The organism is Dyadobacter tibetensis Y620-1, assembly GCF_000566685.1.
Taxonomy (GTDB): Bacteria; Bacteroidota; Bacteroidia; order Cytophagales; family Spirosomataceae; genus Dyadobacter; species Dyadobacter tibetensis.
Map to the genome: position 1 here is coordinate 92,729 of NZ_AZQN01000001.1, position 15,107 is coordinate 107,835.

The following is a 15,107-nucleotide window of genomic DNA, read 5'->3' on the forward strand; positions in this document are numbered from 1 at the left end:
ATAGTTCATCCCGGCATTTTTTATGTTTTAACAAACAGATTATGCTACAACTGATTTAGGATTTTTAGGTTTGGGGCTACTGGCCCGGGCCTCCTTGTTTCGTATTTTTATAAACTCCTTAAAGCGGCGAATGGTGGCCAAAATCATTCCGATCATCAGAACAAAGGTGCCCAGCCATAGGATGTTGATCAGGGGTTTCTCAATGGCTTTCAAAACTATAAAGTCTCTTTGCGTCGTATTAATTGAGAAGGTAAATTGACCCGTCTGGGGATTGATTTCCTGAAACTGCATACGTAATCCCAGCTCATCGTGAACTTCGGGCTTACGGGCTACCAGTCGGTCGCGAATCACAAAGGATGGCGTAATTACATATTCCTGATCTTTGTCTAATACTCTCACCACGGCTTTTACGGCCGCGTCTCCTTCAGCGAGTTGTACTCCCTCTACTTCGTCGGTACGAACCACATTGTCCAGTATGGCCACGTAGTCATTTACAAAGAAAGTGTCCCGCAGGTTTACGGTGAAATTCTCAGTCTGACTCCATACGGGTTCGGCAGTTGGATTAGTTACCATTGACACATAAGTATACAAGTCCTTGTCTACCTTGCGCTGAATATCAGGAGAAGAAACAATTCCACCCATGCGGGGGTTGATCTGCACTCTGGGGAAAAGGTGAAAAACACGTCCTGAAGGTTCCCGATATTCTACTTCATAATAGAAGTTTTCTGGAGCGATCTCCATGGTATCTCCTTTTGCATAATACTGTTTGTCATTGACTACAATGTCTCTCAGGGCTACCGCACGGAAATCATTCTCAATCAGATCAACCCAACTTTTTGAAATATACTCAGGAATGTTCCGTGGTTCAATACGAACATCTTTCCAGGTAAGCATATAGTCTCCCATGCGCTCGGGTTTGTTAAGCCAAAGGGTAATATTTTCCTTATTTTCCTTATTGTCATTCTGGGTAAATTCCTCACTTCTGGAGATCATCAAGCCAGAATTATTGATCGATACAACCTGTTCGTAGGCAGAAGAGAACATGATTCCTATCAACATAAGTGCTACACCAATATGGGTGATGGCACCACCCGAAAGGTTATAATTGCCCTTTATGATATCGAACAGAATACTACCATTGGCAACTACAGCAAATACCGAAGCAGTTAGAATAACAATATAACGGATATCCTGGACTCCCTCGATGGTGATAACGGCGGCACTAATCACCAGTGCCAGTAATAATGGATTATAAAGTGCCTGCAGCTTGCCTTGACCCACGCGTTTCCACCAGAAGAATTGCCCTACACCGGTTAAAATAATGATCAGGGAGAAGAACCATAACTGGAATTTATTAAAATGTGCAACCTGATCGGCCGGTAAGGCCAGGTTAAGCACGGTTCCAAAGGCTTCAGCGATTTTATTGTAAACGGGAATGGATGTAGTTGCCAGAATTTGAAAGCCAGACAAACAGAGCAATGTAGCCCCTATAAAGATCCAGAATTCCTGTGAGTAAGTAGATACCTCGTCCTCGTCACTAGGTAGTCCTTTCCAACGGTAAACCAGCAGTCCGACAGAAACAAATAAAAAGGTAAGTAGATAAATCAGCAACTGACCCGATAGTCCTAAATCCGTAAAGGAATGCACAGAGGCATTTCCCAGAATTCCACTACGGGTCATAAAAGTGGAATAAAGAATTAATACGAACGTGGCAATGGTCAGTATGAATGAAGTCTTCAGTGCCGTAGCATTCCTACGGGCTATGATCATGGTATGGATAGCGGCAACCAAAATCAACCAGGGAACGAAAGAGGTGTTTTCTACAGGATCCCAGTTCCAGTAACTACCAAAATTTAAGGTTTCATAGGCCCAATATGCACCCATCAAGATCCCAACGCCCAAGACTAAGGCTGAGAATAATGACCAGGGAAGAGCCGGACGTATCCAGTCATGGGTTTTCTTGAGCCAAAGACCGGCCATGGCAAACGAGAAGGGAATCAGGGTAGATGCAAATCCTAAAAATAGCGTAGGAGGGTGGATAACCATCCAATAGTTTTGAAGGAGTGGGTTTAAACCGTTTCCATCCTTAGGAATAAAATTGGGGTCCATCTTCCATACCGGCATTTCTGGCATTACTTCCTTTAAGAGAAGGAAAGGGGTGGAGCCTATTTTTAATTCTAGACCCGGAATGACTACCCCTAGAATCATAGACGTTAAAAAAGCTTGAACTAAGGCAAATATCGTCATGACAGGTGCCTCCCAGGAACGGTTAGAAAAGATCAGTATCGATCCTAATACCACATTCCAGAAAATCCATAACAAAAAGCTACCCTCTTGATCCTGCCAAAAGCTGGAGATTGTATAGCCCGTAGGTAGGGCCAATGATGAGTTTTTCCAGGCATAATGGTATTCGAAGTAATGGTTTCCGATAATCCAGTATAGAGAGAACACAACGCCTAGTACAGCCAGCAAATGGACGAAAAAAGTAAGTCTGGCAAACTTCTTCCACTCCTGGATCAGGGCTGGACTTTGGAGGCTTGTGGTAGCGGTGGTTGCCTTATAATAGGCGAAGGTTGCCAATAACGCCGTTACAAAAGCAATAATGACGAGTAAGTGACCGGCACTGCCGATGGTATTATGAATCATGATTTTTGGGCAGTATGTTCCGTAGTTTCTAGTTTGCCTTCTTCATATTTCGAAGGACATTTCATCAGGATTTTGTCGGCAACGAAGGTATCCTGTTGCATTCGACCTATAATTACCACCTGTTCAGACTTATCGAAATCCTGAGGTTTGGTGCTCTTATATATTACCTTTCGTGCCTGATTATTATTGTCTACCAGCGTAAAAGTGAAGAAATTAGGATCTACCTCCGGACGGTATTCCATCTCTAAAATGTTTCCTTGCGCGTCTTTTTTTAGCTTTCCTACGACATGGATACTTTCATTATCTCCATTGTCGGCCATTTTTTGGGCTTTGTTGAAGTCTACATACGTACTCGCATCACCCGCTGTGGTGACTATTATACCAATGGCAATGGCGATAATAACGAGTCCAAAAATGTGAATTTTTTTCATCTTTCTTAGAACTTAAAATTTTAAATTTTCTGGCTAAAAGTTATAGTGTGGCTCCAATTTTGAAGCATACTTGCTCCAAGAAAGGTTTTATAGGGCGTTGTGCCTGGTCTGGCGGCTTTTCGCCAACCGGACCCCAAAAATAGCTTAAATTTTCCTCTTTTACTTTATATCCAGGTCTTTTTCCATTCTGCGGACTTTCATTTCCAAGCGAAATAAATTGACCACAATGCCTAGAAAAACGATGGCTATTACACCTACTACAACCCATATCTTTCCATCGGCCCGCATTTGGTCGGCCATTGTTACGGTAGACCCCTCCGTTTGAGCATATGCTCCTGCTGTGCTCAGCACCAGTATAACCAGGACCTTACAAATATCTTTCATAGATTTAATACTTTTCATTTCTGTTTAATTCTTAACGTTATTTTGGAGGGATAGTTTATTTTATTAAAAATTTTAAAATTCAGCTTCCAGTTTACCCTTAGTTTCAAAGTTGAGGTCTTATGAATGCTGACTTCTGTCAATGATTTTTAATCTTACCCTTAGTTCTGCCACCCACAGTCCCATCAGGATCCATCCAATAATGGCTGGATAAAATACCTTACGCATGTCATTATTCATGTCGAAGGAGCCAAAGGTGCTGTTTCCACCGCTTCCAGGATGTAGAGAGTCGGTCAGCCGGGGAAGAATGTAGATCAAGGGAATAAATACCGCAAAGGCGAATATATTGTATACCGACGCGATACGCGCCCTCTTTTGCTCATCTTCGAAGGAAGACCGAAGAAGCAGGTAGGCCAGATAAATTAGAATGCCTACCGCTGCGCCATTTAGTTTCGGGTCGTTGGGCCAGGGATCTCCCCAGGTGAAGTTGGCCCATAACGAGCCGGTCAGGCAGCCAAGTATTCCAAAAAATATGCCTGATTTGGCGATTTCACTCGCCCGGTCGTCATACTCAATTTTTCCTTTGTTGAGATACATGATAGAATATACCATGGAGCTAAATAAGAGGGTGGTCATCGCCAGCCAGAGGGCCACGTGGAAATAAGTATTTCGTATGGTTTCATTGATAATAGGTAGGTGCGGTACGGGCCCCATCAGGCCAGCTATAATGACATAAAGCAGGATGATGATACACAGATATTTCCACCACATTTTTCTCATAAGTGCACTCGTTTTATTAAAGGTCTTGGTTTATTCAGGTTGTTTCAGGCATTTATTACAAGCATTGTATTAGCTTTTCCATAAATAGGGAAAAAGCAGATAGCTTAAGGTAATTACAATGGCATCAATGGCCAATAAGGTCTGTACTTCATCCATGGAAACGGACCAGTCCAAACCGTCTAAAGCATTTTTAGCAAGTTTGATGGTCATTAATAACATGGGTAGAATGATCGGGAAGCTCAAGACGGCCATTAAAGTTGCACTATTTTCAGCTTTAGTCGCTATACCTGCCACCAGGGTAAGCACCGACGCAAAACCTATAGCGGCAAGGATAATGCTAAGTAGATATTGCCCCAAATCACCTACCGGATTGCCCATTATAAAAGCATAAAAACCAAATCCTGTCATGGAGAGCAACAGCATGATCAGGCAGTTATAAATGATTTTGGACAGGATAATAGATTGGGGGCTGCAAAGACTATAATAATAGATAAGACGGCCATAGCGTTCCTGGGAGAAGCTTTTGGCAATGGCATTGACCGATGTAAACAAAATGATAATCCAGAAAAGTGTATTCCACACGATGGGCGTTAACTGATTTCGTTTTAAGCTAAAGCTCAGATAACACACAAAAACAGTGCTGACTACATAAAGCAGCATGCCACTGATTGCGTATTTTTGCCGCCACTCCAGGGTCATTTCTTTCCAAATTAGTGTCCTAATCTCCTTCAATTGCGCTGACTTCAAGCTGTATATCGATCCGATTCCCGCTTGATTTAATAGACATATAAAATAGTATTCTTCTCACAAAAGTACGACATAAACTGTCAGGGTTTTAATAAACGGTTAGTAATTTCTATGATTTTCATTCTTAAAACAGAAATGCACCCTATTAAAGTTTGAAATGCCGAACGGTAATGCTTTCTTTGCAGTTAAGTATATTCAATCTAAATAAAGACACATGTTTGTTAAAACGGTATCCCATCTTAAAAGAGGTGAAAAGGGTGTGATCAAATCCTTTACTGACCCCGTGATGTCCCTGAAACTTCTGGAGATGGGTTGTGTTCCTGGTTGTACGGTACGGCTCGATGGTGCTGCCCCATTTGGCGATCCTGTTTGTCTGAATGTTGGGGGGCAATACTGTCTGTCTCTTCGTATCAGCGAGGCTGCTACTATCGAGATTGAATAATTGCATCTATTAGAATAATACCTTGAAAGATAAATCCATTAAAATAGCCCTGGTGGGCAATCCAAACGCTGGCAAATCCACGTTATTTAACTCTCTGACGGGCTTACGTCAAAAAACGGGTAATTTCCCCGGTGTTACTGTCGATAAGAAATTTGGTAAACTTACCCTAGAGAAAGCTGGTGCTGCCTCCGTAGAGGTTATGGCAGTGGATTTGCCTGGAACATATAGCGTATATCCGAAGTCGGCCGACGAGGCCGTTGTGATGGACATTTTGGCAAACCCTGCCCATCCCGATTACCCTGACGTCGTTTTGGTGGTAGTGGACGGGTCCAATTTGCTCAGGAACCTCCTGCTTTTTACACAAATTCAAGATTTGGGGCTCCCTACCGTCCTGGCTTTAAATATGCTGGATGTCGCTCAAAATATGAATCTAAAAGTAAATGCCGTCCAATTGGCCATGAATTTGGGTGTTCCTGTGGTTAATATCAATGCCCGAACAGGAAGTGGTATTCCACAGTTAAAGGAAGCTTTACTACATGTAATAGAGCATTTCGAGCCTGCTAGTCCCAGGTTTTTCTATGATACCACTGCAGATTATCCAGACCTGATCAATGAAGTTAAGCGGGAGTACAAAATTGATAATGACTATCTGGCCATGCAATATGTTTGCCAGCACGATAATTTTACCTTTGTTGAAATTCCGGAAAGGGTGAAATTAGATGGAATAATTGAGAAGCATCAGTTTGACAAACAGGCATTTTTATCGGCAGAGACTATCGGGCGTTATGAAAAACTCCGTCCCCTTGTTGCCAAAGTGGTCAAATCGGAAGGAGAAATTGAGCAACCTTATTGGACTCGATTACTGGATCGAATTTTTTTGCATCCGGTGGGAGGGTATTTTTCCTTTGCTGCAGTACTCATACTTGTCTTTCAAGCCATATTCGCTTGGGCATCTTATCCTATGGATCTTATTGATGAGGGTACGGCCAACACCATTGCCTGGGTAAAGAATGTCCTGCCCGAAGGTGTCCTAAGTGACCTTCTTACCGACGGAATTATGGCTGGGATTGGTGGGGTTATTATCTTCATCCCTCAGATCGCGATCCTATTTGCCTTGGTAGCTATTCTTGAAGAATCTGGATATATGGCTAGAGTAATGATCATTATGGACAAACTGATGCGAAAATTTGGCCTAAATGGCCGCTCAGTAGTTCCTTTGATTTCTGGAGTCGCTTGTGCGGTACCGGCCATTATGACCACCAGAAGTATTAATAGCCGATATGAACGCTTGCTCACCATATTGGTCACGCCACTGATGAGCTGTTCTGCTCGACTGCCTATCTATGCTATACTGATCGCTTTGGTAGTGCCCGCCACGAAAGTTCTGGGTATATTTAACTTACAGGGACTGGTATTATTTGGCCTCTATCTATTAGGTCTGATAGGAGCATTGGCGTCAGCATGGGTTATATCCCTATTTGTTCCTCGCAAGGAGCCTAGCTATTTTATGCTAGAAATGCCCTCCTACAAGCTACCTCGCTGGGGTCACGTGGGCATGAGCATGTATGAAAGTGTTCGCTCGTTTGTACTGGAGGCCGGAAAGATTATTGTAGCCATCTCAATTGTCTTATGGGTCTTGGCCTCCTATGGTCCCGGCGACCGTATGGATCGGGCGGAGGAGCGGGTTACGGCCAGTATGACCAATGCTGCCCCTGACCAGGTAGATGCTGCCGTGGCCTCGACAAGGCTGGAAAACTCATATGCCGGAAGCTTTGGTCATTTTATTGAGCCAGCCATTCGTCCCTTGGGCTACGACTGGAAGATAGGCATCGCGTTATTGGCTTCATTTGCTGCACGTGAGGTCTTTGTTGGTACGATGGCCACGATCTATAGCATCTCAGGAGATTCGGAAGATGTGCTAACGGTCAAGCAGCGTCTACAGCAAGAGATTAATCCGGAAACCGGACAACCCATGTACAATACTGCTGTGGGAACCTCCCTGCTGATGTTTTATGTGTTCGCCATGATGTGCATGAGTACTATTGCAGTCGTGTATCGGGAAACCCGGGGTTGGAAATGGCCCATGATCCAGTTGGTATATATGATGGCTTTAGCATATGTGTCTGCATTCATTGCCTATCAGCTTTTGTCTTGATCATTCACTATTAAGGAACACGTAGATTTTCAATAAGGTCCGAAGCTATGAGCCCGGCCTGTCCCTTGCTGAGTGAACCTTTGTCTCCAGCCATGCCATGACAGTAAACACCCAGTCTGGCGGCATCTGGAGCAGGATATCCCTGAGCCAGTAGTCCCGTTAGAATGCCTGTCAGCACATCGCCGGTACCTCCTGTTGCCATTCCGGCATTACCGGTGTTATTGAAGTGAACGGAGCCATCACTGAATACTACTGCCGTATGAGCGCCTTTCAGACAGATGATTAGCTGGTATTCCTTAGCGAATTGAATCGCTAGTTTTAGTCTATGCTGGCTATTTCGAGCTGGTCCCGCCAACCGATCAAATTCTTTGGGGTGTGGGGTTAAAATACTGTTTTCAGGAATTCGATCAAGCAGATAACGATTCTGAGCCATCAGATTCAGTGCATCAGCATCTATGACAAAGGGTTTGGATTCTTTAGAAAATATTTCCTCAATCATTTTTAAAGTTGCAGGATCCTGGCCAAGGCCCGGACCTATTCCTATAGCCGAATAAGGAGCGATATCGGGAACCTGGCTAATAAATTGTCTTCTAAAATCGGTAGAAGTCATGGCTTCGGGAGTGCTGATTTGCATGATGTCATAGCCGCATCGGGGAATATGCACGGTGAGCAGGCCTACTCCCGAACGCAGGCAGGCCCTCGAGGCCAGTACTGCGGCACCCATTTTGCCATAACTTCCTGCAACCAGCAGGGCATGGCCAAAGGTACCTTTATGTGAAAAGCGAGCCCTTGGTTTGCTGATAGAAGTGATTACTTCATGGTCTGTAAGATAATAGGAGCTTGGGCACGATTCCATAAACCGGTTATTCAGTCCAATGTCCACGACTTGCCACTGACCCGTATAAACAGAATTTTCCGAAAACATAAAAGCAAGCTTGGGAATCTGAAAGGAGACCGTAAAATCTGGCTCAATAATATGCCCGGAGGCGTCATGTAGTTGATCCATAAATAAACCGCTGGCAATATCTACCGATACCGTTTTATTAGATAATAAATTGATGGCATCGATGACCTTTCCCATTAGGTCGGTTGCCGGACGTGAAAGTCCTGAACCCAAGAGTGCGTCAATCAGTACATAATTCTCGGAAAGCTCAGGGAAATCTGCTTCCTGATGAATCGCTTCGGGCGTTACATGAGGCCGTAACCGATCCAGATTTAGGAGATAGTCTGAAGAAGGATTAGAGGTATGTTGTACCATGAAAACCCTGACCGAATAACTTAATTGTGATAATTGACGGGCTATGGCAAGACCGTCGCCACCATTATTGCCCTGGCCACAAAATATGGCTACTGGACGGGTGTTTACGAATTGATTACAAAACCAGTGTACAAATGCTGCGGAGGCCCTTTCCATCAGCTGTAGGGATGAAATTTGCTCATGAGCTATAGTCGCAGCATCTGCCTGACGAATCTGGGTGGAATTTAATATTTTCATTAGTAAGGTGATCCTTGATATAAATGCTTCGATAATATACTATAAATGTCATGCTAGATAGGTATGAGCGCTGATACTTTGTCAATTTATTTGTTTTTGTGATAATTGCCCTGATTTTTAAGTATTAACGTTTTTCTTTTAGAAGAATAAAAGCTAGCTTTGCACTCATTTTTTATAAGGCTGTTCTGAATGAAGGGGCGTCACCTCTTCCGCTGGGATCAGACAACATATTTTAATATTTAAAAAGCACTCGTCATGAGCGAACTTATTAAACTCGTTGAAGCTACGATTGAAAATCGTAAGTCCGAGTATCCTGCATTCGGTGCAGGCGACACGATTAATGTTCACGTGAAAATCCGTGAAGGTGGTAAAGAACGTATTCAGCAGTTTCAGGGAACTGTTATTCAGCGTCGTAATGCCAATTCAACCGGAGAAACTTTTACAGTACGTAAAATTTCTAATGGTATTGCTGTTGAGCGTGTATTCCCTATCCTTTCACCCAGTATCGCCAAGATCGAATTGCTTCGTCGTGGTAAGGTACGCCGTTCACGTTTGTTCTACCTACGTGGCCGTCAGGGTAAAGCTGCTCGTATCAAAGAGCTTAAGAAGCCAACGAAATAGAATCCTATTTCATTCTGATTTGAAAAACCCTGCCTGCGACTTAGTCCAAGCAGGGTTTTTTAGTTTTACCTTTATTTCTGGGAACCCAGGCCCCATGGTCATGGTTAGTGAAATCATAAATGAATTTTTCTATGCAAATTGAATTTTTTAAATATCAGGGTACAGGCAACGACTTTGTGATGGTCGATGATAGGTCAGGGACATTCCCGATTGATAAAGCGAAAATTGCTCATCTTTGCCACCGTCGTTATGGAATTGGCGCTGATGGTCTCATCCTGATTCGAAGCATGGAAGGCTATGATTTTCGTATGGTATACTTCAATGCCGATGGTGCTGAAGGTAGTATGTGCGGGAATGGTGGCCGATGTGCCGTACGTTTTGCCCATGATTTAGGAATGTTTCAGGATCATACGACATTTATTGCTGTAGATGGCCCCCATGAAGCATCCGTGGAGGGCGGGGTGATACACCTTAAGATGTCACCGGTAAGAGAGGTGACACAGACACCGGGTTACGATTTTATGAATACGGGTTCTCCGCATTATGTGGCCTATGTTGACGACGTAGAAAAAACCGAAGTGGTCGCCTTAGGAAAAGCCATCCGTTATGGTGCTACATTCGGTCCATTAGGTGGAACAAATGTGAATTTTACGCAGATTAAAGGAGAGCAATATCTGAGTGTGAGAACCTACGAGCGGGGTGTCGAAGACGAGACCTATAGCTGTGGAACGGGAGTGACTGCTTGCGCTTTATCGGCTCATCTTCGGGAGGGCTGGGCAAGCCCGATTGCCGTAGATACTGTAGGGGGGAAGCTTCAGGTTCGTTTCGAAGTAAAAGACAATATCTTCGATTCTATTTACCTTTCTGGTCCAGCGGAGCGGGTTTTCCAAGGACAGGTAGCCCTTTAATATTTCTGGGAAGGTTACTCTCAAACCCCGGTCCACCTGCAAACAAGGTGGACCGGGGTTTGAGTTACGTCTGACGCATTGGAGGATGGGGTAGGAGGCATTCAATCTGCTTCTATGAGTCCACCTCTGACATGACAAATGCGCTTGTTTAACCAAGTTTCTACGCGGCAATAATCCATCGCCGCAATCTTACTACGTACTCCATTAGTGCATATGACTATTATGCAGGAATATTGCTCCAGAGCCCGACGCTGATTCCGAATGTCAGCTAGAGGAATATTCATTCCTCCCGCATTAAATTCTTCGTATTCCCACTGCTCGCGCACATCCACGAGCACGGTCATGGGGTCTATGGCCAGATGTTTCATTTCTGATAAGGATATCTCCTCGTAGGTATTTTTGATCATAGCAGGTAAAGACTACTGGTAAAACACAAAAACCACAGCGGATAGGGCTGTGGTTTCAATAACATCGTTAATCCTTATTTGGCATAAGGGTGATCCTTTTCTACAGGAATATTTTTGGATATCAATTTATGGATATCCCGAAGATATGATTTCTCCTCTACATCGCAGAACGAAAGAGCGATGCCTTTGGCTCCTGCACGTCCCGTACGCCCGATACGGTGTACATAGGTCTCAGGAATATTGGGTATTTCGTAATTGATAACATGGGTGAGATCGTCTACATCGATACCACGCGCTGCGATGTCGGTAGCTACCAACACTCTTGTTGTTTGAGCCTTAAAATTTTTCAGGGCATTCTGCCGGGCCGACTGAGATTTATTGCCATGAATGGCCTCAGAAGTTACTCCTGCTTTACGCAGCACTTTAACCACCTTGTCGGCGCCATGCTTGGTGCGCGTAAAAACCAGAGCCGTAGCTATCTCTGTATCTCTGAGAATATGCAGAAGCAAAGAGTTTTTATCGGACTTGTCGACATGGAATACGGTTTGACGTATGGTATCTGCGGTCGATGAGACGGGAGTTACCTCTACCTTGCTGGGGTTCGAGAGTATGCTGTCGGCCAAGGTTACAATGGCCGGGGGCATAGTTGCCGAGAAAAATAGAGACTGTCTCTTTTTGGGAAGCAGTTTAAGAATCTTTTTTACGTCGTGAACAAAACCCATATCCAGCATCCGGTCAGCCTCATCGAGAACGAAAAGGTCCAACTGATTGAGTTTAATGAATCCCTGATTGATCAGGTCTAATAGCCGGCCTGGGGTGGCTACCAAAATATCTACCCCCCTGGCTAAAGCGTCGGTCTGAGGCTTTTGACCCACACCTCCGAAGATTACGGTATGACGGAGTTTTGTATGACGACCATAGGCGGCAAAGCTTTCTCCTATTTGAATGGCCAGCTCACGGGTAGGTGTCATGATCAGACAGCGTATGCGTGACTTCTCCCCTCTGGGAATAGGGTTTTCTGTTAGTATCTGTAAAATAGGGATGGCGAAGGCCGCTGTTTTACCAGTACCCGTCTGAGCACACCCTAGCAAGTCGTTTCTCTTGAGGATAAGGGGGATCGCTTGTTGTTGTATTGGAGTTGGGGTGGTGTATCCTTCTTCTTGGAGCGCTTTTGCAATAGGCTCAATGAGTTCTAATTCCTGAAATGTCATTTGTGTTTTTTAATGGGCTAATTTTGATGTTTCAGAAAAGCCCGAGGTAATATTTGTTTTCGGCTTTGCAGCCTGTTTAGTAAACGACCGAACCATGAATCTGGTTCAAAGTGTGCCTCGTTATACTTGCGAAGTTGCAATGATGTGCAAAAATACGAAAAATAAAGGAGATATTACTATTTCCTTGAATCCGGGCCTTAATCAAGGGATAAGGATTGTTATGCCACCACCATGGAGCGGAAGGTAAGGTTAATCCTCGCCTGCTTGACTAGCGTGGTAGGTGGTAACCGATGCAACCAATTTGTTTGGGTTTCACCTTTCATCACGATTAGACTACCGCTTTCCAGTATAGTAGAAAGGGTTTGCTTGGTGCGCTTATGTTTAAAGGAGAATTTTCTGGCCGCCCCGAGCGTCAACGAAGCAATGGCACTATTCTTTCCTAGGGCTTTTTCATCATCACTATGCCAGCTCATGCCTTCTGTGCCATCATGATACAGGTTCAGCAGGCAGGAGTTGTAGGCATGCCCCGAAATATTCTCTACTAACTTTTTTAAATCAAGCAGTTCATCGGTCCACAGTAGTGCTCGTTTGGTAGTTTTAGAATAAGTATAATCGTACTCTCGGTCGCCATACCAGGCTACCATTCGTTTGGTGATGATATGCTTTCCAAATATAATAGCTTCATCATTTTTCCAGGCCACCGTTTCCATTAATCGGTGAAAATACTGCTGAGATCTGTCGGAGGATATCACCTTGCCATAGTCTAGTACAATACCATCAAAGGGTAATAGGTTAGGAACTTCGCCTGGGTTAAATAGATTCATATTCTGTGTTGATAGAAGTAATTGATAAAATTGGTTTGAAAAAAAATGCCAGGATAGCTTGAATAAGCTCGTCCTTTTCATATAATGGCCCTATTTCCTGCCACCTATTGCTCAGCCAATATGCCTATGCTCCTGGCGGCTTCCCAGCCTATCATTGCTTTTTTTCTGACGGGATCCCAGCGATAGCCTCCGATGGCCCCCGACGCCTGTATGACCCTATGACAGGGTATCAGAAAGGCAATGGGATTGCTGCCTATTGCCGTGCCTACGGCCCTACTTGCCGTAGGCTGCTGTATCTGTCCGGCGATATTTCCATAGGTACTCAACCCTCCTGCCGGGATCTGAAGTAGTGCTTGCCAGACCTTAAGCTGGAAAGGACTTCCTTTCAAGTGCAACTTTACGCCAGGAAGGTTACTATGGTTATAGTCGAAAAAGGGAAGTATCGAGTCAAATGCATGTGCTTCCGCTTGCTGAATTTTAGCTTTTGGGAAATTTCCAAGTAAAGTCTGTAGGCCTTCCTCCCTTGTTTGAACAAAATTTAGTTGACAGATTCCTTTGTCTGTGGAAGCAGCAAACAAATTTCCGAAGGGACTGGGAAGAAGTCCATAACTTATTTCCAGGCTTTCTCCTCCCATTTTATATTCTCCTGGGGTCATGCCTTCTATTCCAATAAATAGATCATGGAGGCGGCTTGTTCCCGAAAGTCCTGTTGCTTCTGCCGCATCGAAAAGTGTAGCCCTCGGGTGGTTTAAAACGCTTTTTGCATAGTTCACACTGATATATTGGAGAAACTTTTTAGGGCTTATTCCAGCCCATTCCGTAAATAAACGTTGGAAATGGTAGGGGCTTAGGTGCACGGCGTCGGCAATCTGCTCCAAAGTAGGCTGCTCCCTGAACTGGGTATGAATAAATGTAATTGCACGGGCAATACGGTCGTAATTAATGTGGTCCTGATGTTTCATGCTCGCTGGTTTTAATTATTCAAAAATAGCTGCTGTAGATCTACAATACGACCCGAAAATTGCTACATTCCAATCCTTTTCCTGCTGACCATTTCTTTTATCTTAGCATTGGCTTTATCGACCCATATTTTTTGACCAGCACAAGTCCAGTGAGAATCTCCTTTTAGATAAGGACTGTTCTTCTGGTTTCGAAAATCATTAAGTACATCAATGGTTTCTAGCCGTAGCTGAGGGTGTGTAATGGTTCGCTCGATTAACCGATTATAGTTGCCATAATTAGGCATAAGTACCGACACTTTATTCGGAATTACAGAGAGAAACACATGATCGAAACCCATATTTTCTACTAGGGACTTGGTATGGTTAAGGTTCAGGACAATGGAATCGAGAGAGGTTTGCGGAAGCTCCGTAAAAGAAGAGGTAAGATTGGGTGTATCCGTATCCATGTAATAGACAATATTATTTCCCTCATTAATCAAGGTAACCTCCGGAGTTGTCCGATCGAATAGGAAAAGGTTAAAACCTGCTTTTAGCTCTTTAAGCCTTAAAAAGAAATCGTTCTGAAATAAAAGTTGATCCAGTCGACTCTCTGTAACCGAGGATCGGAAAAGATCGTCGACCTGAACCATGAGCGGATTGGGATACGCTTCATTGAAACTTGTTGAGTCAACCACCAAATTGGCCAGGGGCTGGTTGGTAAACTTTTCCCTAAAGTGTCTTTCAACACTCTCTAGTAATAGCACATTAATTACGGAAGTATCCGGCTTAAAATGTAAGGTTTGGCTCCAATGTGTATAATGATAATAGTCAGCGGCAAAGTTTTCCTTCCCGATTCGATCGGCTTCCGTAAAACTGTCACCAATAATATATAGGTGCACGGGTTTATCGGCACCGTATTCTTTAAATGGCCGGTAGGAAGGACAGGGCAGCTTAGGGTCACGGAACTGCCTTAGATTGGAAAGGCGATACAAATCTCCATATCGGTAACTATCGTTGACCAAACCGGCTTTCGCAGCCAGAGTACTCAGATCGGTGCTGGTACCAATGGCCCAAACAATGATGAAAAATCCTAAAAAGAAATAGCGTGCAATCTTCAT

The 15,107-nt window shown here is 44.0% G+C and carries 15 protein-coding genes; 4 read left to right on the forward strand and 11 right to left on the reverse strand.

The genetic code is table 11. The features are described from left to right. Positions 1-39 precede the first annotated feature (39 nt). The 5 genes from ccsA (X939_RS0100330) to X939_RS0100350 form a co-directional block, all read right to left on the reverse strand. Positions 40-2,646, reverse strand: coding sequence for a cytochrome c biogenesis protein CcsA (ccsA, locus tag X939_RS0100330; RefSeq protein ID WP_025761239.1), 2,607 nt, complete (start codon positions 2,644-2,646; stop codon positions 40-42). Further along, positions 2,643-3,077: a cytochrome c maturation protein CcmE domain-containing protein gene (locus tag X939_RS0100335; RefSeq protein WP_025761240.1), complete on the reverse strand. Its 435-nt coding sequence runs from the start codon at positions 3,075-3,077 to the stop codon at positions 2,643-2,645. The genes ccsA (X939_RS0100330) and X939_RS0100335 overlap by 4 nt, the downstream gene beginning before the upstream one ends. A 159-nt stretch (positions 3,078-3,236) precedes the next feature. Then, positions 3,237-3,479, reverse strand: coding sequence for a CcmD family protein (locus X939_RS0100340; RefSeq protein WP_229235902.1), 243 nt, complete (start codon positions 3,477-3,479; stop codon positions 3,237-3,239). A 99-nt stretch (positions 3,480-3,578) separates the two neighbouring features. Beyond that, the gene (ccsA, locus tag X939_RS0100345) at positions 3,579-4,238 is read right to left on the reverse strand and encodes a cytochrome c biogenesis protein CcsA (protein ID WP_025761242.1); all 660 of its coding nucleotides are present in this window, start codon (positions 4,236-4,238) and stop codon (positions 3,579-3,581) included. 69 nt (positions 4,239-4,307) lie between these two features. After that, positions 4,308-4,970 (reverse strand): heme exporter protein CcmB, encoded by a 663-nt coding sequence (locus tag X939_RS0100350; RefSeq protein WP_025761243.1) that lies wholly within the window; start codon positions 4,968-4,970, stop codon positions 4,308-4,310. Positions 4,971-5,199: 229 nt separating this feature from the next. On the opposite strand from X939_RS0100350, the gene X939_RS0100355 reads away from it, so the two are divergent. Together X939_RS0100355 and feoB are read left to right on the forward strand one after the other, a co-directional pair. Then, on the forward strand, positions 5,200-5,427 hold the full coding sequence (locus X939_RS0100355; protein WP_025761244.1) for a FeoA family protein: 228 nt from the start codon (positions 5,200-5,202) through the stop codon (positions 5,425-5,427). A gap of 22 nt (positions 5,428-5,449) precedes the next feature. Beyond that, complete coding sequence (gene feoB, locus X939_RS0100360; protein WP_025761245.1) at positions 5,450-7,582, forward strand: ferrous iron transport protein B; 2,133 nt, start codon at positions 5,450-5,452, stop codon at positions 7,580-7,582. Between the two features lie 10 nt (positions 7,583-7,592). On the opposite strand, the gene X939_RS0100365 is transcribed toward feoB, so the two are convergent. Beyond that, complete coding sequence (locus tag X939_RS0100365) at positions 7,593-9,077, reverse strand: bifunctional ADP-dependent NAD(P)H-hydrate dehydratase/NAD(P)H-hydrate epimerase (RefSeq protein WP_025761246.1); 1,485 nt, start codon at positions 9,075-9,077, stop codon at positions 7,593-7,595. A gap of 255 nt (positions 9,078-9,332) precedes the next feature. Here X939_RS0100365 and rplS point away from each other — a divergent pair, with 255 nt between their 5' ends. After that, complete coding sequence (rplS, locus tag X939_RS0100370) at positions 9,333-9,698, forward strand: 50S ribosomal protein L19 (protein WP_025761247.1); 366 nt, start codon at positions 9,333-9,335, stop codon at positions 9,696-9,698. Positions 9,699-9,829: 131 nt separating this feature from the next. After that, complete coding sequence (gene dapF / locus X939_RS0100380) at positions 9,830-10,606, forward strand: diaminopimelate epimerase (protein WP_025761248.1); 777 nt, start codon at positions 9,830-9,832, stop codon at positions 10,604-10,606. 101 nt (positions 10,607-10,707) lie between these two features. Here dapF and X939_RS0100385 read toward each other — a convergent pair whose 3' ends face one another. The 5 genes from X939_RS0100385 to X939_RS0100405 form a co-directional block, all read right to left on the reverse strand. Then, on the reverse strand, positions 10,708-11,013 hold the full coding sequence (locus tag X939_RS0100385; protein ID WP_025761249.1) for a rhodanese-like domain-containing protein: 306 nt from the start codon (positions 11,011-11,013) through the stop codon (positions 10,708-10,710). A 74-nt stretch (positions 11,014-11,087) separates the two neighbouring features. Then, positions 11,088-12,224 carry a DEAD/DEAH box helicase gene (locus X939_RS0100390; protein ID WP_025761250.1) on the reverse strand — a complete coding sequence of 379 codons (1,137 nt, stop codon included), beginning with the start codon at positions 12,222-12,224 and terminating at the stop codon, positions 11,088-11,090. A gap of 218 nt (positions 12,225-12,442) precedes the next feature. Further along, positions 12,443-13,048, reverse strand: coding sequence for an alpha-ketoglutarate-dependent dioxygenase AlkB family protein (locus X939_RS0100395; protein ID WP_025761251.1), 606 nt, complete (start codon positions 13,046-13,048; stop codon positions 12,443-12,445). Between the two features lie 104 nt (positions 13,049-13,152). Beyond that, positions 13,153-14,010, reverse strand: a complete 858-nt coding sequence (locus X939_RS0100400; protein WP_025761252.1) for a methylated-DNA--[protein]-cysteine S-methyltransferase — start codon at positions 14,008-14,010, stop codon at positions 13,153-13,155. Between the two features lie 62 nt (positions 14,011-14,072). Further along, complete coding sequence (locus X939_RS0100405; protein ID WP_025761253.1) at positions 14,073-15,107, reverse strand: hypothetical protein; 1,035 nt, start codon at positions 15,105-15,107, stop codon at positions 14,073-14,075.